21 protein-coding genes are annotated in these 19,295 nt (G+C 43.8%); 15 read left to right on the top strand and 6 right to left on the bottom strand.

Annotated features, from left to right (window positions below; all coding sequences use genetic code 11):
- Positions 1-74: 74 nt before the first annotated feature.
- From J6I44_RS20095 to J6I44_RS20160, 15 genes are all read left to right on the top strand, one after another.
- Positions 75-839 carry a copper resistance protein B gene (locus J6I44_RS20095; RefSeq protein WP_265768065.1) on the top strand — a complete coding sequence of 255 codons (765 nt, stop codon included), beginning with the start codon at positions 75-77 and terminating at the stop codon, positions 837-839.
- Positions 840-902: 63 nt separating this feature from the next.
- Entirely contained in the window at positions 903-1,973 is a 1,071-nt protein-coding gene (locus J6I44_RS20100; RefSeq protein ID WP_265768066.1) for a DUF2231 domain-containing protein, read from the top strand.
- A gap of 16 nt (positions 1,974-1,989) precedes the next feature.
- Positions 1,990-2,442: a nuclear transport factor 2 family protein gene (locus tag J6I44_RS20105; RefSeq protein WP_265768067.1), complete on the top strand. Its 453-nt coding sequence runs from the start codon at positions 1,990-1,992 to the stop codon at positions 2,440-2,442.
- Between the two features lie 174 nt (positions 2,443-2,616).
- Positions 2,617-3,897: a TolC family protein gene (locus tag J6I44_RS20110; RefSeq protein WP_265768068.1), complete on the top strand. Its 1,281-nt coding sequence runs from the start codon at positions 2,617-2,619 to the stop codon at positions 3,895-3,897.
- 36 nt (positions 3,898-3,933) lie between these two features.
- Positions 3,934-5,289, top strand: a complete 1,356-nt coding sequence (locus tag J6I44_RS20115) for an efflux RND transporter periplasmic adaptor subunit (protein WP_265768069.1) — start codon at positions 3,934-3,936, stop codon at positions 5,287-5,289.
- Positions 5,290-5,409: 120 nt separating this feature from the next.
- A complete protein-coding gene (locus tag J6I44_RS20120; protein ID WP_265768071.1) occupies positions 5,410-8,550 on the top strand; it encodes an efflux RND transporter permease subunit in 3,141 nt (1,046 codons plus the stop codon).
- A gap of 52 nt (positions 8,551-8,602) precedes the next feature.
- Positions 8,603-8,962 (top strand): P-II family nitrogen regulator, encoded by a 360-nt coding sequence (locus J6I44_RS20125; RefSeq protein ID WP_265768073.1) that lies wholly within the window; start codon positions 8,603-8,605, stop codon positions 8,960-8,962.
- Between the two features lie 29 nt (positions 8,963-8,991).
- Positions 8,992-9,474: a DUF411 domain-containing protein gene (locus J6I44_RS20130; protein ID WP_265768074.1), complete on the top strand. Its 483-nt coding sequence runs from the start codon at positions 8,992-8,994 to the stop codon at positions 9,472-9,474.
- Positions 9,475-9,497: 23 nt separating this feature from the next.
- Positions 9,498-9,944 (top strand): c-type cytochrome, encoded by a 447-nt coding sequence (locus J6I44_RS20135; RefSeq protein ID WP_265768076.1) that lies wholly within the window; start codon positions 9,498-9,500, stop codon positions 9,942-9,944.
- 99 nt (positions 9,945-10,043) lie between these two features.
- Positions 10,044-10,634: a helix-turn-helix domain-containing protein gene (locus J6I44_RS20140; RefSeq protein ID WP_265768077.1), complete on the top strand. Its 591-nt coding sequence runs from the start codon at positions 10,044-10,046 to the stop codon at positions 10,632-10,634.
- Between the two features lie 68 nt (positions 10,635-10,702).
- The gene (locus J6I44_RS20145; RefSeq protein ID WP_265764428.1) at positions 10,703-10,849 is read left to right on the top strand and encodes a hypothetical protein; all 147 of its coding nucleotides are present in this window, start codon (positions 10,703-10,705) and stop codon (positions 10,847-10,849) included.
- A 73-nt stretch (positions 10,850-10,922) separates the two neighbouring features.
- A complete protein-coding gene (locus J6I44_RS20150; protein WP_265768078.1) occupies positions 10,923-11,384 on the top strand; it encodes a MerR family transcriptional regulator in 462 nt (153 codons plus the stop codon).
- Entirely contained in the window at positions 11,381-11,602 is a 222-nt protein-coding gene (locus tag J6I44_RS20975) for a GDCCVxC domain-containing (seleno)protein (protein WP_350356726.1), read from the top strand. The genes J6I44_RS20150 and J6I44_RS20975 overlap by 4 nt, the downstream gene beginning before the upstream one ends.
- A gap of 593 nt (positions 11,603-12,195) precedes the next feature.
- Positions 12,196-12,678, top strand: coding sequence for a hypothetical protein (locus tag J6I44_RS20155; RefSeq protein ID WP_265768079.1), 483 nt, complete (start codon positions 12,196-12,198; stop codon positions 12,676-12,678).
- Positions 12,671-13,777 carry a serine/threonine-protein kinase gene (locus J6I44_RS20160; protein ID WP_265768080.1) on the top strand — a complete coding sequence of 369 codons (1,107 nt, stop codon included), beginning with the start codon at positions 12,671-12,673 and terminating at the stop codon, positions 13,775-13,777. Before J6I44_RS20155 ends, J6I44_RS20160 begins: the two co-directional genes overlap by 8 nt.
- A gap of 254 nt (positions 13,778-14,031) precedes the next feature.
- On the opposite strand, the gene J6I44_RS20165 is transcribed toward J6I44_RS20160, so the two are convergent.
- From J6I44_RS20165 to J6I44_RS20185, 6 genes are all read right to left on the bottom strand, one after another.
- A complete protein-coding gene (locus J6I44_RS20165) occupies positions 14,032-14,499 on the bottom strand; it encodes a hypothetical protein (RefSeq protein WP_265768081.1) in 468 nt (155 codons plus the stop codon).
- Between the two features lie 6 nt (positions 14,500-14,505).
- Positions 14,506-15,027, bottom strand: coding sequence for a helix-turn-helix domain-containing protein (locus J6I44_RS20170; RefSeq protein WP_265768082.1), 522 nt, complete (start codon positions 15,025-15,027; stop codon positions 14,506-14,508).
- A 14-nt stretch (positions 15,028-15,041) separates the two neighbouring features.
- The gene (locus tag J6I44_RS20980; RefSeq protein WP_350356727.1) at positions 15,042-15,377 is read right to left on the bottom strand and encodes a type II toxin-antitoxin system HigB family toxin; all 336 of its coding nucleotides are present in this window, start codon (positions 15,375-15,377) and stop codon (positions 15,042-15,044) included.
- 57 nt (positions 15,378-15,434) lie between these two features.
- Positions 15,435-16,865: an ATP-dependent nuclease gene (locus J6I44_RS20175; RefSeq protein WP_265768083.1), complete on the bottom strand. Its 1,431-nt coding sequence runs from the start codon at positions 16,863-16,865 to the stop codon at positions 15,435-15,437.
- A gap of 632 nt (positions 16,866-17,497) precedes the next feature.
- The gene (locus tag J6I44_RS20180; protein WP_265768084.1) at positions 17,498-18,223 is read right to left on the bottom strand and encodes a sulfotransferase-like domain-containing protein; all 726 of its coding nucleotides are present in this window, start codon (positions 18,221-18,223) and stop codon (positions 17,498-17,500) included.
- Positions 18,216-19,154 (bottom strand): aminotransferase class IV, encoded by a 939-nt coding sequence (locus J6I44_RS20185; RefSeq protein ID WP_265768085.1) that lies wholly within the window; start codon positions 19,152-19,154, stop codon positions 18,216-18,218. Before J6I44_RS20185 ends, J6I44_RS20180 begins: the two co-directional genes overlap by 8 nt.
- Positions 19,155-19,295 lie beyond the last annotated feature (141 nt).

Genomic DNA, 19,295 nt, shown 5'->3' on the forward strand with positions numbered 1-19,295 from the left:
GGCAAGACTATTCGTAAATAGATTTAGCGAGCTTTTACAAACGAATTCTATTTGATATACAAAATTGTAACATAATGAACACGATTAAACGCGCATCAACATTCATTCTCACAACCTTCGCTATCATTGTAATCGCCGGCAGCTCAGCTTTTGCTCAAAAAGCACCTGAGTTCAGCAACGATTTGATGATGGACGATAAAACATACGTCTATCTGATTGCTGAAAAACTGGAATACCGAAGCGTCAGCGGCATTAATCCCCTGATGTGGGAAGTGCAAGGCTATGTGGGCAAAAGCCTAAATAAGTTCTGGTTTAAATCCCACGGCGAAGCATTGACCACCGAAAGTGAGGCCGAGATGGAGTTTCAGGGCTTGTACAGCCGCGCCATTGGCCCTTATTTTGATATTCAGGGAGGAATCCGTTACGACCTTGCCTACGAGGGCGTTGGCAACAAGTCAAGAGGTTTTGCGGTGATTGGCCTGCAAGGTATGGCCCCCTATTTCTTCCACGTCGACGGAGGAATGTTCATCAGTGAAGACGGTGATATTTCTGCCTCAGTGGAAGCCGAATATGACCTACTCTTTACCCAGCGATTGATCGGTCAGCCGGTGTTTGAAACCAGCGTTGCCGTACAGGAGGTTCCGGAGTGGGGCGTCGGATCCGGCTTTAACAACATCGGGATCGGCTTCCGGCTTCGCTATGAATTCGCGCGTGAGTTTGCACCCTACATTGGTATCAACTGGGAACGCAAGCTGGGCGAAACCGCCGATATGGCACGCGCCGAAGGCGGGCATGTGAGTAACCTGAGCCTTTTAGGCGGTGTTCGCATGTGGTTTTAAACAATTGCAGTAAATAAAGTACCTTCACTATTCAGCTAACTTAAGTAAATAAAATAGTCTCATATGGAATTGATTCCGGAATGGGCACCTAACATTCACCCGATCCTTGTTCACTTTCCCATCGCTATTATTCTACTGGCAGTGTTGATGGACTTGCTAAACTTCTTTCTACCCGATAAGTGGTGGGATGATCTAAAATCTACCATCCTATATAGTATTGGTGCAGTATCAAGTATAGCCGCTTACTATACAGGGACCCTTGCGGCCGACAACGTGTTTTTGCCGTCGGGAGCGCAATCGGTTTTGAATGAACATGCTGATTGGGCCTTGTGGACCGTCTGGTTCTTTGGGATCTATGCCGTTCTGCGAATGCTACTCCACTGGTATCAAAAGATGGATCAGCAAGCGGTTAGAATTGGGCTGTTTGCCCTTGCCTTGCCCGGAGTGTTCTTTCTCTATGAAACAGGAGATCATGGTGCTGAAATGGTTTTTGGTTATGGGGCGGGTACTGGTCAACTGGTAGAACAACAAAGTAATGCCTCATCTTCAACGGACAGTCTGCAACAGGCCGGTTCAATGTTCACTGTCAGCAATAATGGCAACTGGTCATGGGAGATTGGTCCGAATGGCGTAAGCACGTTGCTTTCCCGCTTCCGGTGGCTGGAAGGTTCTGCCTCGGAGCTACAGCCAACCGTTGTTAACAGCGGCAATAATCACCTGCTTAAGGTCTCAGTCGATTCTACCTCTAATTTCTTTGTTGGAAAGGACTCATTGCAAAACGTGCAGGTTGACTACTACCTGGATCTGTCCGATTTCAATGGAGAGATATCTCTCGTAAATCACGTGCAGGATGCCCAAAACTATGATTTTGTGACGCTCTCTTCCGATGGCACGATATCCCAAGGTCGGGTTAGTGGTGGCAACCGTGAAGTATTTGCCGAAGAATCTTATTCTGCTTCGGGAATGCTGTTTTTACGTACGGTCGGTAACGGCACTCATTTCCGGGGATATATCAACAAAGAGATGGTAGTCCATGGCCATGGCGATGCTCCCGAGGCCGGAAGCGTCGGGCTAAAACTAAATGGAACTGGAAACATACTTATTGATCGGTTGACCTTAACCCAACTCAATTAATCATTAAAACTACATTATGCTTACTCGAATATCATTAACTGCAGTTCTCCTATTTATAATTGGAACTTCTATACCTGTAAGTCAGCCTTCTGAATCAGAGAAAAATGTAATCAGTACGCTTGACGCATTCCATCAGGCAATTATCGATAATGACAGTCAGGCAGCCAAAAACCTGCTATCAGAATCTGTGCTAATCCTGGAAGGCGGAAATATCGAAACCAAAAAAGAATATTTGTCCCACCACTTTCATTCTGATGGGAAATTCCTGAGTGCCATGAAACGGGAAATAGAATCACGAAATGTAACGATTAAGGGCAATACCGCTTGGGTTTCAACTCAAACACATACCTGGGGCACCTACAGCGATAGAAAATTGGATCTAAACAGTCTCGAACTGGCTGTTCTTAAGAAGGAAGAAGGGCATTGGCAAATCACCGCACTTCACTGGTCCTCGGCCAGTCAAGACTAAGTCTTAGTTCATTACTTTGTCTCAAAGTCCTGCATTAATGGTGCAGGACTTTTTTTTATTGAAAACCCGGGGATGATTTAAGGTTCATTTAAGGAAGTTTGTGTTAGTTTAGTCAGAAATAAGACAAGAAACTCTTTTTTTAACGTTGACTGAACTAAATACACAGCAATAACTATGAACAAAATCATCTTTGCGCCTCTAATATTACTCCTTTCCTTTTTATTGATATCCCCATTAGCAGCAAAAGGACAGACTAATGATTCAACGCTTGTTCTGGATGAACTAATCCAAAAGGTATTGTCCCAGAATCCTGAACTACAATCTTCATTTCAGGGATGGGAGGCCAGCAAAACCAGAATATCGCAACAGGAAGCATTGCCTGACCCAACGCTGGGCTTAAACCTGATGAACCTGCCAGTCAACAGCTTTGCCCTGGACCAGGAACCGATGACCGGTAAGCAAATTTCCCTGATGCAGCCCTTTCCTTTCCCGGGTAAGCTCGGTCTTAAAGGAGATATTGCACGCAGCGAGTCGGACATAACTTTACACCAGTATCACGAGCTCAAAAATCAGCTGATCAAGAAAACCAAGCAGGCATATTACGATCTCTATTACATAGATCAAGCCCTGGCTACCGTCGCCAGCAATCAAGAGTTGCTTAGGGAATTCGTGGAAATCGCGGAAACGCGATATGGTGTGGGCAAGGGCATTCAGCAAGATGTACTGCGAGCACAGGTGGCCCTTTCGAAGATGATTGACCGTGAACTCAAGCTTCGCCAGCAGCGTGAAGCGATACAGGCCCAAATTAACACACTGATAGATCAGCCGGCAGATACCCCGCTTGGGAGAGCGTTGGCTTCCGAACCGAAACCGCGGGGGTACGAATTAGGCCCACTCATCCAGCAAGCCGACAGCACCAGTCCCATACTAGCTGCATGGAAAACGGCCGTAAAACAGAGCGGTCAACAGGTAGATTTGGCTCTCAAAGACCGCTATCCCGATTTTGCGGTAGGGCTGGCCTATACCCAACGAAATGAGCTGCAAAACGGAATGCCGGGCTACGATTTTGTCTCGGCCATGTTCAACGTCAAGATCCCACTCTTTTACAACAAAAAGCAGGACAAAAAGGTACAGGAGACCCGCATCAGGCAATCTTCCGTGGAGTATCGCTACCAAAATGTGGCAAACTCCGTTGAACAAAGGCTCCAGCAATCGTTGACTAACCTTGAAAAACACAGGAGGCTGGTTGATCTCTATAAAACCGGCATTATTCCACAGGCTGAAGAGTCGCTGGAATCTTCGATGGCCGGATATCAAAATGATAAAGTGGACTTCCTTTCCCTGCTCGACAGTGAGCTGACGCTTTTTGAATTTCGCCTCGATTACCATCGATTTGTGGCCGATTACCATAAGGCCGTAGCAGAACTGGAAGCCCTCACCGGCACCGACCTTTAAACCATTTTAGAACACAGAACAATGAGGACCAACACCATGAATACCAAATCTATACTTCTTTCCCTGGGTGTAATTGCCATCTTCACACTGGGTGGCTACTGGCTGGGGACACAATCAACAGATACGACTGCTTCAATTCCTCAGGCTGCTGAAGAGATGCAGCATGATGATATTCAGAAGGATACGAAATCAGAAGCCTCCCAAAAGGGAGACCGAAAAATACTGTATTGGCAGGCCCCGATGAACCCCAGTGAGATATACGACAAACCGGGTAAATCCAAGATGGGAATGGACCTGGTGCCCGTTTATGCTGATGAAGCCAACAGTTCGGAAGGGATGGTTAAGATCAATCCGGTCGTTGTTCAAAATATGAATGTGCGAACGGCCACAGTTCAGCAAAAAAATCTTTCGACTACGGTCAGTGCCGTGGGCAAGGTCGAATACGATGAGCAAAAGCTATACAACGTAAACCCCAAAGTTTCCGGGTGGGTGGAACAACTTTATGTGGATTACACGGGTAAAATGGTCCAACGGGGACAACCGCTGTTTAGCATCTATTCACCGGAGTTGGTTACCACCCAGCGAGAATACCTGCTGGCTCTCAAGACAAGAGACAAAGTGGGTTCCAGCAGTTTTGAACAAATCCGCGCCGGAGGTAACAGCCTGCTTGAAGCCACGCGAAAGCGACTGGAATACTGGGATATTCCTGATTCTGAGATAAAAGAACTCGAACAAAGCGGCGAAGTTAAGAAAGCGGTGACATTGAAGTCTCCTGCTACCGGGGTTGTACTTCACAAAAATGCGGTGGAAGGTGAATTTATCAAATCAGGCACACCGGCCTATAAAATCGCTGATCTTTCAACTGTTTGGGTGCAAACCAGCGTATACGACTACGAAGTGCCCTGGATTGAAGAAGGTCAACCCGCCCAGATGGAACTTTCCTACCAGCCGGGAAAAACCTACCAGGGGACTGTCGCCTACGTATATCCCAGCCTGGACCAAAAGACGAGAACCGTACAGGTGCGCCTGGAGTTTCCAAATCCCAACCTTGAATTGAAGCCAGGGATGTTCGCCAACGTCCGAATCCAATCGCGTCCCAAGAACAATGTTACGGTCATTCCCAATGAGGCCATCATCCGAACCGGGGAACGAAATATCGTTTTTGTTGCCAAGGGCGAAGGAGCTTTTGAGCCACGTGAAGTGACTTTGGGCATGGAAGGCGGCCAACGCAATAATGACATTGAAATACTGGAAGGTGTGAAACCAGGCGAAAAGATTGTAACCTCAGCCCAGTTCCTCTTTGACAGCGAGAGCCGCCTGCAGGAAGCCATCCAGAAAATGCTGCATCAGAAGCAGTCCCCCGATTCAGATATGGAAAATATGGAAGGTTGAAAGTTAAAGGTCTCAGGTTAAATATTTGCCGGCCAATAACCCGAAACATGTAACCTTCAACCCGAAACACATAACGACTGATTTTCAAGATTTAAAACTCTTTATGAGGAAATAGAACCCATGCTACAGAAAATAATTGAACTATCCGTCAACAACCGCTTTATGGTAATAATCGCCAGTATTCTCTTGCTGGCAGGCGGTACCTATGTGATGTATCAAACCCCGGTGGACGCCATCCCAGATCTCAGTGATGTACAAGTCATTGTATTCACCAAGTATCCCGGTCAGGCTCCACAGGTGGTGGAAGATCAGGTTACTTATCCGCTGACCACCACCATGATGTCGGTTCCCAATACAAAAACAGTACGTGGCTACTCCTTCTTCGGGCTCTCTTTTATCTATATCATTTTTGAGGATGATACCGATATGTACTGGGCCAGAAGCCGGGTACTGGAGTATCTCAATACAGCAGGAAGCAACCTGCCTGAGGGCGTCACCCCTACCCTTGGCCCGGATGCCACCGGTGTTGGATGGGTCTATGAGTATGTATTGGACGGGGGTGACCAATATGATCTCCAGCAATTGCGCTCTATCCAGGATTGGTTCCTTAAGTATGAACTACTCAGTGTGGATGGGGTAGCTGAAGTTGCCAGTGTGGGAGGACACGTCAAACAGTACCAGGTCGAAGTGGATCCGGATAAACTGTTGGCCTATGATATCCCATTATCGAAAGTAAAGATGGCTATCAAACGCAGTAACAACGACGTAGGCGGCCGCCTTGTGGAGATGAGTGAAACCGAGTTTATGGTCCGCGGCAAGGGGTACATTCAAACCGTAGCAGATGTAGAAAATGTACCTATTGGCACCGATGGCAATGGCACCCCGGTGACCATTCGCAATGTGGCCAATGTTCAAATAGGACCGGACTTGCGTCGTGGGGTAGCTGACTGGAATGGTGAGGGAGAAACCGTCGGGGGCGTGGTCGTGATGCGCTACGGCGAAAATGCTCTGCAAACCATTGACAACGTAAAGAAGAAGCTGGAAGAGCTCAAAAGCGGCCTGCCCGAAGGCGTAACCATTAAAACGGCCTACGACCGGTCCAGCCTGATTCAAAGAGCGATTGGATTTCTGGAGTTTAAACTCTTAGAGGAAAGTATTGTAGTCGCCATCATCGTGATGATATTCCTGCTGCACTTCCGGAGCTCGCTGGTGGCCATCATCAGCCTGCCGATCGGTATCCTGGCGGCCTTCCTGGTGATGTACTTCCAGGGTATCAACGCCAACATTATGTCGCTGAGCGGTATTGCTATTGCGATCGGGGCGATGGTGGATGCCGCTATCGTCATGGTGGAGAATGCCCATAAACACCTGGAGAAAGACCGGGGGAAGAAAGGACACTGGCGCATTATTATAGATGCGTCGAAAGAAGTGGGACCAGCCCTGTTTTTCTCGCTGCTGATTATCACAGTTTCGTTTCTGCCGATCTTTGCCCTGGAGGGACAAGAAGGCCGACTCTTTAAGCCCCTGGCCTTCACCAAAACCTATGCTATGGCCGCGGCAGCCCTGCTCTCGGTCACGCTGGTCCCAGTGCTGATGGGTTACCTGATTCGCGGAAAAATTCAACCCGAACATAAAAACCCCGTGAACCGGTTTTTAATCTGGATATACCGACCGATAATTAATTTGGCACTGCGTTTTAAATGGACCACCATTATTGCCTCCATTGCCATACTTGTCATTTCCATTGTGCCCCTGCAGCGACTGGGTTCGGAATTTATGCCCCCCATCGAAGAGGGCGATCTGCTTTACATGCCCACCACCGACCCGGGCATTAGTATCACCAAGGCGAAAGAGCTGTTGCAACAGACTGATAAAATCATCGCCAGCTTCCCCGAGGTAGAAACGGTATTTGGTAAATCGGGACGGGCGCAGACCTCAACCGACCCGGCCCCGCTCTCCATGTTCGAGACTATCATCCAACTCAAGCCTGAAGAACAGTGGCGCGAAGGCATGACCATGGATAAGTTGAAGCAGGAAATGGGTGCGGCCATCAAGATACCGGGCCTTACCAACGCTTGGACAATGCCAATTAAAACCCGGATTGACATGCTTTCGACTGGGATCAAGACGCCGATTGGGATTAAGGTAACCGGTCCTGATCTGCAGCAGCTCTCCGATCTGAGCCAGGATATTGCCTCGGTGGTACGGGATGTACCCGGTACCCTGAGTGTATTCGCTGACAAGACGACCGGTGGATATTACCTGGACTTCAATATCGACCGCAAGGAAGCGGCTCGCTATGGGTTGACAACCGGGGACGTGCAGGATGTCATTCAGTCAGCTATCGGCGGTATGAATGTCACCGAGACCGTGGAAGGGCTGGAACGCTATCCGGTGAACGTGCGATACGCCCGTGAAACTCGCGAAAACCTTACGGACCTCGGTCGGGTATTAATCCCTACGCCTTCCGGGGCGCAAATACCGATTGAATACGTGGCCGACCTGCAGATCCGCAAAGACGCCCCGGTGATCAAAACCGAGAACGCCCGATATTCCAGTTGGGTTTACGTAGATCTAACCACCTCTGACATAGGAGGCTATGTAGAGCAGGCTCGACAGACGGTAGACGAACGGCTGGACTTGCCATCCGGCTACAGCTTGGCCTGGAGCGGTCAATACGAGTACATGGAACGCGCCAAAAAGCGCCTCCAGGTGGTCGTTCCGATTACTCTCCTAATCATTTTCTTGCTGCTGTACTTTAACTTTAAAAACCTGCAGGAGAGTATGATCGTTTTACTAACGCTCCCATTCTCACTGGTTGGTTCCTTCTGGTTATTGTATCTCCTGGATTATAATCTGAGTGTGGCTGTTGGGGTTGGTGCCATAGCTCTTGCGGGTGTGGCCGCTGAAATCGGCGTGATCATGCTTACTTACCTGGATAATGCATATAACAATCGTAAATATAACGACAAGATGAATAGCTTAGAGGACCTCAAACAGGCCATCTTCGAAGGATCGGCCCAGCGTATCCGCCCGATATTCATGACTGTCTGTGCCATTACCGGCGGCCTGCTTCCTATCATGTGGGGTACAGGGACTGGGGCAACCGTTATGAAGCGAATTGCCGCCCCGATGGTTGGTGGAATGGTGTCAGCAACCATACTCAGCCTGGTTGTGATACCGGTCATCTACTACCTCTGGAAAAGCCGGGAAGTAAAAAAATTAGCAGCGACAAGCGAAGACCAACAAATAACCAATTAACAAATTATGGGCTCCTCTCTTTGGGGCCCATAATTCAACAAAGGTGGCTACTATGAATGAAATAAAAGCATTTATTCGCAAACGAAAAGCAGAAGAAGTTATTGACGGGTTGGAAGCCCAAGGCTTCTGTTGTATGACTCTAATGGATGTAATGGGACTTGGAAGGATGTCGGACCCCCAAAAAGCACAACTATCAATCAGCATTGCCGAGCGGTTCTCTGATATTGTAAAGCTGGTAGTGGTCTGCGGCCAGGACGACACGGAAGAAGTTATTAAGATTATTCGTAAACATGCCAGAAGCGGTCAACCCGGTGATGGCATTATCTACGTGACCCCGGTAACTCGATCTATTCATATCCGAAGCGGTGAAACCGGTGACGACTTTTTACAAAGTGAAAGACATTCGCACTAACAAGTGCTAAATAAATTCAGATAAATCTTATGAAATCAAAGACATTTATATTTTTAGCATTACTAGTGATAGGTATTGCTGGATCCGTAATTTGGGTGATTATCAGTGATTATAATGAGCGCCAAAACCATATGGCTACTTCAGTAACAGAAGCCGTTATGTATAAAAATTCCGGTTGCCAGTGCTGTGATAAATGGGCAACCTATATGGAGCGGTATGGATATAATATTTCTATCCAAGCTGTAAGTAACATGCCGGAAATCAAGGATAAATACCATATCCCCAGCAATATGGAATCATGCCACACTACGCTCATTGACGGCTATGCAGTAGAGGGCCATGTGCCGGTGGAAGATATCAACCGTTTACTTGATGAACGTCCACAGGCCGTGGGAATATCAGCCCCCGGAATGCCGTCCAGTTCTCCCGGCATGAATACCTCGTTTAATACCCCTTATGATGTTTATCTTATAGATCAAGAAGGAAATAGCCAGGTTTATACCAGCCATTAGCACTTTTAAGTTGTTGTGGCAAAATGAGAACGAATCAACTAATTATTTTAATGTTGAGTGTTTTTATAGCTATCAGTTGTTCCAGCGAACCACCTGATAAAAAGGAACCTGTTACCAAAGGGCGTTGGTTTACGCAAAAGCAATTCCAGTTGGGCAAGCAAGTATTTACAACCCATTGCGCCAGTTGTCATGGTAGTCGGGCCCAAGGCATAGTTGAAGACTGGAAACAACGAAATCCCGACGGGTCTTTTCCGGCACCGCCATTGGATGGCTCGGCGCACGCCTGGCATCATCCCCTGAGTGTGTTGGTTCGACAAATTAATGAAGGTGGAGTTAAACTTGGAGGAACTATGCCTGCCCTTGGCGACACCTTAAGTGATGAGGAAGTCATCGCAACTATTGCCTATTTCCAAAGCTTTTGGGATGAACAAACCTACGACCAATGGATACAGATGAATGCTGACCAATAGTTTTAACTCTTCAATTATCTAAAAAGTAAGAAGCAATTTAAGCTTGCTTTAAGCAAAGGTGTTGTTACTTGTAGGTAGAATCTTAACTATATACTGCCGATGAGTAGCAACACTCAAATATTATACATCAAGAATATGGTTTGCCCCCGCTGCAAGCTTGCAGTAAAGAACCTATTATCTGAGATGGGATGCGTTGTTCTTGCTGTTGAGTTAGGACAGGTGGTTATTAAGTCAACAAATATTCCTGTTTTACCCGAAATTGCCTCCAAGCTAAGGACTATGGGATTCGACCTTTTATCAACACCAAAGGCCAAGTTAGTAGAACGGATAAAAATTCTGTTGATATATAACATCTATTTTCAATCCAGGGGAGTAACATCATCCCATTTACAAAACTACCTTGAATTAGCCACCAACTTGGATTATCAGCTCCTGAATTCTCAATTTAATTCCATCTATAAAATATCAATTAAAAAATATTGGGATATACTTAGATTTGAACGGGCTAAAGAATTGCTTTCTTATAATGAAAAAGCACCTGAAGAAATTACTCGGCAGCTGGGTTATCTTTCAAGTAGGGATTTGGAAGACACTTTTAAGAAACGGCTGAACTTATCAATAGAAGAATTTATCTATCATAAGGACAACTATAGGCTGCCTCTTGATAAACTTCTACAAATTAACATTTGACTCTCGACCATGGTACAGGGCTTATATTGTAGGTGAATTGCATTCTATAGTAAACAAAATGTATTGTTATGCCACTCAAAAAAGGAGAAGTTTATCAATGTCCCGATGAAAGTTGCGGCTGCGAAGTAACCGTAACCAAAGGAGCACCCAGCGACTGTTCAGGCACTCAAAACCCAACCTGTTGCTGTGGAAAAACCATGGTAAAGAAAAATTAAGTTTAATGGGCATCCAAGATAGAACCTTGGATGCTCACAAATGTAAATATTTACCTTACAGGAGGTGATGTATATGATTGAGAACATGGATGAAAAATATGATGGCATTACCACCTACAAGATTGGTGAGGTAGCCAAGCGGGCTAATGTTAACAAAGAGACTGTCCGGTACTACGAGAAACGAGACCTTATTCCCACACCAGATCGTCGTCGGTCCGGCTACCGAATCTTTACCCAGCGACATATTGACCAGATAAAATTTATCAAACGGGCCCAGCAGTTAGGTTTTACCCTCACTGAAATTAAAGAGCTTCTTGAGCTACGATTGGATGAAGACACATCATGCTCAGAAATCAAGCAAGAGGCACAGCAAAAGTACCAGGATGTTTCAGAAAAGATTAAAGACCTACAACGAATTAGGGAAACATTAACTGGCCTCATTGATTCCTGTTCTGAAGATGGGCCTATCGGAGATTGCCCTATCCTTGAAGCTTTGGAAGGGAAGAATAAAACCGGAAAACAACTTAGAAAATGAATAACGCTGACCGGGAAATTGAACTTCAATCAACAATTACTTGTCCAAATTGTGGTCATATGTCTACAGAGACCATGCCAACCGACTCCTGCCAGTATTTTTGGGAGTGTTCTAATTGTGATGAGCTATTAAAACCTAAACAAGAAGATTGCTGTGTTTTTTGCTCTTACGGGAATATCCCATGCCCACCTGTTCAAAAAGAAGAATCATGCTGTTAAATAAGAGATTGAAACGTAAAGGATTTATGCATCTATTTATCATCAAAATTAGGTCTAATCTATAGGTTTGAATTCTATGGAATTTTACCGAACTTCGTCTGCGCTACTCTCAAGTAGCGTCTCTCTTGATGAATAGTCAGGGCCCTAGCTTTGAACGGCTAGGGCCTGTTTATTTTTGGCTATATACTTTCTACACTTTTCCGGCAAAACTTAATGCCGATCACGCTAGGTGAAAATGAATAGTTTTCACAGCTTTCCTACTAGTTGTTACATATGATGTAACATAACTCCTGAAAATCGACCTTTATGAACTATAAAGCCATATATCAGTTTGGCTTCGGATCAGAAGGCTGAGGGTTCGAATCCTTCCGGGCGTACTTCCTTTTAAGTCCATGACTAACAATAAGTTATGGGCTTTTTTATTTTAGATGTTTTACGATTTAATCGGGACAACATTCGGCCGGGGACAACATAGGGACAACAGGATGTTTTTTACCTACCCTTTAATGACTTGAAACTTGTTACTATGATGACTTCCTTATAAACAATTGTCTCATCAATAGAGACGTACATCTATTACATACAATCCATCAATGATGAAAGCTATTGGTATTCGCCCAAGTCCAAGTGAAATAAATTTTACAGTTATAGATGATTTAGGTGGAGAAGTAGGCCATAGTAACCCTCAACAATTAACTATTCCCAGGGAGGCATTAAAAGGGCCAACTCTTTTACTGTTTGTACGAACTAATGTACTCGATATATTAAATGCCTATAATATCAATGCAGCTTGTGTTAAGGAGGCCGACTACCATCCACGAGCCCCAGGAAATCCTCAACGTTATAGAATTGAAGGTGTCATACAAGAAGCAGTCGCAAGTAGTTCTGCTGATCATTATATCTCAGGAGATGTAAATGTATTATCGCCACACCTCGATTTAACTATAAGTGAATTTAGAAATATTAAAAATGGACAGTCTTGGGATCAAGTTGATGATGAGGAGTGGGGCTCATACGATTCTAAGCAAATAGAAAGCATACTCGCAGCTTACACCGCATTTAAATCTTATGGTTAAAGCAACAAATAAACTTGTCTCTACAGAAGTAGAATTTGAAAAACTCGACCCAATTGGAAATGGCCAAGGTGCCAATTCAGATGTCTACAAAATTAGAGATGTTCAATTAGATACTATGCGCGCTGTAAAGCAAATAGAAACATCTAAATTCTCGGATATAGACGAATATTTTTCCGAAGCACAAAAGATGCATAAATCTGCTCACCCGAATGTAGTTCCAGTTCATTTTGCGGGAATTGGGACTGATAACAGTAAGGATTATGTTTATACGGTAATGAATTATTACCCTAAGGGCTCATTATCGGGCTTACATGAGCAACGCCCTTTAACAGTTGAGGAAATTATCCGGTTTAGTCTTCAATTTCTAACTGGGATTGCTTACATACACAGCAAAGGAATTTTGCATTTTGATATTAAGCCTTCTAATGTACTTCTCAAAAACGACGGTGTGGCAGCCGTTACAGACTTCGGGATTGCAGAATGGTTACATAGTAGCACTGTTACTGAACCAGAATTTTACCTCCCTCATGTTACTCCAGAACGTATAACAACGACTCAACAATCTGAACTAACTGATATCTATCATGCGGGGCTAACACTGTATCGACTCTGCAATATGCCACAAGAGTGGGAAGAACAACTTAGAGTTGCTAAAAACCAAAGACCTGATCCAGATCAATCACTTGCACATGCCGTAATTGATGGGCGGTTTCCTGACCTAGATACTTTCCTACCACATATTCCTCAAAAACTACGTGAGGTTATTAGAAAGGCTACTGCAATTCATCCAGATGATCGTTATAATACCATTAGAGAAATGATGAACGAACTGGGTACTGTCAAACGTTATCTGAAGTGGCAGATGAAACCCAGTGGTTCTGATACAGGCCACGAAGCATGGGAAATGAAAGATAGCAACGGAAGAGATTTTCGAATTCAAATTTGTGAAAATGGATCCGATTGGTCTATAGAAACTACCAAAACAGTGAATACAACACAGAAAATACTTGCCTGCTGTACTGATGGTATAGATTCACACCAAAAAGCTCTTAAAAGGGTTCAAACCTTTATAAGAAGTCAAGATATCGGCGTAACTTAGTCGCCTTTTCCAAGGCCGAGGAGGTTATAATGGATAAATACAAGAAAAAAAATATTAAAAAGTTCGTCGATATCGAATCACCAAATCGACTCAAATCTTATGAGGAACGTACGGGCGAAACTTTTGAACCTGAAGTTAATCATAAGATAATCGATCTTGGTAACGGGTATGGAACAACTCGACCAATAGATAAAGATACCAGCCACTAGTCGACTAATTACAGGATTTTTCTATTACATTTTTACATCTACACCTTACTTAATCTCAATCTCCCCTTTTAAGGGCGAGGCTTCATACATCTCTTTAGGATCTGCAAGAGGTAAAATCTCTTTAGATAGGATATTACCTTCTGATTTTGCAATTAAGGCCCCACGTGTTGTAGAAAGTGCAATACTCAACAAAGAAATGGCAAGTCCCTTAGGAATTAATAAATTGCCATCATCTGTCAGTAATTCATCTATTGATGAGATGTGATAAGTAGTTAGTGTATGAATAGAGCCTAACTCAATTGGATCTTCTTCCCCAGCCTGACCGATAATTTTAAATTCAATTGAAATCGTACCCTCATTCAGATCTGCATCTGGTCGGAATTGAATTTGATATCCTATTTTACGGGTATCAATCTTTTCTCCGGATTCCTCATAATCATATTTCAGAATATCGAATGATTTGAGACCGAAATTTATAGATAGTCCTTTACTGTTTTTTTTCTCTTCACTCATGACCGGCTAATTTACACTTCCGTACTCAAGCTCAGTCTGTGGGTAATAAGCAGATTCATCATTTTCTAAATCTTCATCCCACTTTACTTGGTTTCCTGTCTTAATTGAAAAAATCTTACTTGATTTTGTATTACTGTCATCCGTTTTCTCATCCTCTAATCGGTAGGTCTTATTAAGAGCTGACTGCTGAATCTTAAAGTAATCAGCAAATCTGCGGACCATCTTAGGAGGAATACGTTTTTTATAGTTCAGAATCTCAGACACATAGTTCTTGCTATAATCAACGACCTCTGCAAGTTCCGTCTGATTAAGACCATGCTCATCCATAAAGGCTTTTATAAGCTCTACCGGATCGAGTTCAGGGCCAAGTGGATGTTTTCTATCCCAATCTTCGATAAGAAGGGTAAGAAGTTCAATTTCATCCTCTTTCGTTTCTGTATTTTCTGAGAAAACTAATTCCTCAAGGGTATCGCAATATTCTTCGTATTGTTCCTCAGATTTTATGACGGTGTATTTTAATTGTTCCATTCCTGCACCCATTTTTAGTATTTCTCTATAGTATATTGCTTATCCTCAGCACAAAGCTTGTCATATTCTGCGTGTGTCCCTATCCAAAGAACAAAAAGATGGACCATACTTTTGCCAAACTGATACTTACACAATATTCGATAGTTATTACCCCCAACATTGAATATCACTCTGTTGGTTCCTTTGCCTAATAAATCTGCTGTAGGGAAAGAAACTCTGATGTCATTTGCAGTTTCCCAGTCGTCAGTTTCATTTATCATCCTCAGCCACCTATTGAATGAACTGATAGATGAAGCGTGCTTCCTGGCAAAAGCTTTTACCGTTTTAGCTTTTATTAAGTGTACATTCATTTACATAACGAACCAAAGGTACAAAATAGTTCGCAATTTGCGAACTATTTATTAAAGTTAATTCCACAATGAATTTAAAACTTGCCCGCCCAAGAAATTAGCAAGCTGGCCTTCAGGTTTTTCTTTTCCTATCACTTGGCCAACACGTTGTGACCATAATACATTTTTATTATCAATTGCCTTCTCAGCCTCTTTTATAATAGGCTTTAAATCATGATTCTTTCTATTCCAGTCTTGGGGATTTACCAGTAACTGTTCTTTAGCTCCATGATTTGACGCATTTTCAGTAATTCGTTCACAGGCTTTATCCCAATTTATTCCAATATCATTTAACACCTCATCACTTAGAAAAAGATTCTCTGCTTCATGGCAACTTAATTGAATAAACTTAATGTAGTCTTGTGGATTATCTGGATTGGGTTCGGGCAATGCCTTATCATTATCTAATAATGCATAACCAATAGGGGTTTCTGGAGTTTCTAATAATGCAGAAAACAACTTTTCAAGATGTTTTTGATAGTTAAATATTTGTTCTCCTTGACAAGGGATTACTGATAGATCAATTGTATCATACCTACCAACCTGACTCCATATTCTATAATCATCATCCCCTTCTACTAATAAAATAGGGATATCAAACAGCGCTCCAACTAAAGAATGGCCACCCAAACAGGCTGTGATTTTAGTTTTTAGTTCATCAAATCTCTCTGCAGAAATATTTTCAGTTTTCTTACTGAGATAAATTACATTTGTGGAATCCGGAGCATACGCACCAATAGTTGAGAGTAAAACCGTACTGTGGGTAGCGATAAAAACTTGAACATCAAATCTGTTAGAAACTTGAACCAAAAAGTCTGCAAATTTAGCTTGTAGGTCAGGATGGATATGAGCATCTGGTTCATCTATTAGTAACAATCTCTGCTCTGAATTAGCAAGCTCCCATTCTGCAGCTGTCATTAGAATATCTAAGCCAAGAGTAAATAATTGAGTTTCTCCACTACTTAGCTGATTAATATTATTGACCGCTTGCTTATTGCCATTATGATCCCTATGCAAAGTATAAGGTTGATTCCCGTCCTGAAATTCAAATACAAAATCAGATAATAGAGTGTTTAACAATCCCTCTAATTCAGCATTTGCAAACTTTTCTTCCCGATCTGCATGGAATCCCTTAACTCTGAAATAATTGTCTATTCTGGTTACAACGAACTCTCGGTAATTATTTTGAAAGTTATTGTTCGCTTGTTGTTCCCTCTGTTCTGGAGTCCTAAGATTTTGCAATAGGTTTGGACGGGACGTGATATTCCCAGCTCTTTCCGGCACTATGTATCGAGCGTACTCTCTATTTTGGTCCCTCAAATTACGCAACAAAAGACTTTTTCCACTTCCATTTTTACCGAAAAGGATATTAATTCTATTTAGATTTTCAATCTCCCAATTTCCTTCTGATAAAAAGTCTGGTTTATTTATTGTAACTTCTTCAAGCATACTTTTAATAATTTTGCTTAGCCCCATTCACCAACGCCTCCAGTAGTCGCTGATCGGTTTCTTGAGAACGGCCAAGTTTTTCTTTGAGATTCATCACCAAGTAAAAATTTCTTGGACTTTATTTACGATTCTATTTTTCTCTTCAAGTGGTGAGAATAGGCATAGATGACCCATTAACTTGACCAATACGCAACGTCATGATATTATTTGAATCATTATAAAAGAAATGATGTAGATATGCCAAGGGAACCGACACGGTATATTTTTTTCTCCGGTGATGCACTCTCTTTCTCCAGTAGGGCATCGTTTGCTCATCCTCCCTCGATTTTATACAAGACCTGTACTAAAAGATTACATTGAATACTTAAATAAGGATTCTACTATTTATTAAATAAGAAAGACCCTTATTTAAATCAACGGCCTAAAACTTAAATAAAGAGGTCGATTAATTAAAAAATCAGTGCAAACCTTTAATAACTTATTTTACCTTAGTCCAGGTTTCAAAGAATTGCATCATAGCGAAACCATATCCTATAGTAACATCGGTAATGAGTTAGCTGGCTTATAACTCCTTGCGGGCAGACTTTAAATCCTACAGAAATTTGACTTGTGGGGGATTAGATTAGGTACGATTATCCCACTCCTTTCAGTTGCTGGTATATCTCCTCGCATTCTACTAAGAGATCTCTTAACTGGTTGGGCACAGTTTCGGTCTTGGGCTTGTAGGAGTTAAACTCCGTCGACTGGTGTACGCTATCGTACCAGTATGGAGCCCATACGCCGTCTTCGGGTCGGGGACCGGCTTCCCAGCTAAGCATCGCTTCATCAAAGGGAAGGGCTAAGTATGAGCACAGCTCGGAAAGCTTTTCGCTGGGATTCATCAGAATTTCTTTGGAATCTATCACCATCGGATGCTGGCCAATACCTTTTAAGTAGTCCACAAGCTCTAACTGTTTGGCATAGCCGACATCGCGCATGGTCGGTTCTGCAACCTGCTTTGAATAGGATAACAGCATATCCTTGGGCTCCCTTGTCAAAATCACGTTCACGGTACCCTCCAGAAAGGTCCAGTCCAGATCCACCAGATGGTGGGTCATCTGCTTGAAAAAGACGACCGGGGTTTCATAGGAGCCGAAGATCACTTCCTCGATGACTTCTTCCGCACTGTTTCTTTGGTCAGCGATAATATCTTCTGCCCCCGGATGATATTCATCAGCATCAGTAGACGTCAGGTAGTGGCCGTATAAAGGTTCATCCACTACGGTCGTATCCTTCCGCTGGGCGAAAGAATACATCAGGGCCGTAGAGATGTTCCGCGGGCTACTCCAGAGGCAGATGCGCTTGGTGGTATCAGGCATGAGAAGAATGGTTTGCTACGGCTTTCTTAATTTTCTTTTGATAAAGCTTTTGTAATTCCCGGGTCCGCTCGCCGGGCACCTCTTTGCTGATCACACGTCCGTCCACTTCGGTCACCGGCGTCAATCCACCGAAACTGCCGGTGACAAAGGCTTCGTCAGCGCCATAAACCTCAAATAGTGAAAAGTTCTTTTCGTAACAAGGGATCCCCTCTTCATGGCAAACTTCAATAACTTTCCCCCGAGTAATGCCATTCATACAGTACTGCCCGGTGGATGTCCATACTTCGCCATCCTTGACAATGAAAAAATTGGTCGCATTACAGGTACTCACAAATCCGTTGACATCCAGCATCAGGGCTTCATCAGCGCCTGCTTCCAGCGCCTGAATAAGAGCCTGCACTTCGTGCTGTTTGCTATGGCAATTAAGGCGAGGATCCAGATAGTCGGGCGAGCCGCGCCGAATGGTGCTGGTGAAAAGTGTGACACCTGCATCCCTGCTTTCGGGATCTGCTTTTTTATGCTCGGCAACGATTACGAGATTAGGTCCCGACACGGTAAGACGAGGATCCTGGCTGGGCGTCTTTTTGATGCCCCGGGTCAACATAATGCGCACATGCACATGATTGTTCATCTCATTGGCATCCAGTGTCTTCCAGACTTCCTGAACCAGTTCTTCCCGGCTCATTCCAATGTCCAGGCCGATGGTAGCGGCACCGGTCCAAAGCCGATCAAGGTGTTCATCCAGAAATACCAAGACGCCGTCATGGACTCTCAGTGCTTCCCAGACGCCGTCACCGACCAAATACCCACTGTCAAAGACGGATATTTTGGCTTCTTCGCGGGGCTTAAGCTCCCCGTTGATGTATATGAGCACTTCTTCATTTCGCGGATCTTTTACGGCATTATGCGTGCCATGTGTTCCTTGGGGCATACTTTTATTCCTGCTGGTCTTATCAAGTGTTCAACTAATTTCTGGTTCTTAATATCCAAAAAGATGGAAGCCACCTTGAAGGTGAACGTCATCAACAAATTTCCATCGCACTTCATCCCCCCCTAAGTACGGGAAAGCACC

The sequence above is a fragment of the Fodinibius salsisoli genome, assembly GCF_026229185.1.
GTDB classification, from domain to species: domain Bacteria; phylum Bacteroidota; class Rhodothermia; order Balneolales; family Balneolaceae; genus Fodinibius; species Fodinibius salsisoli.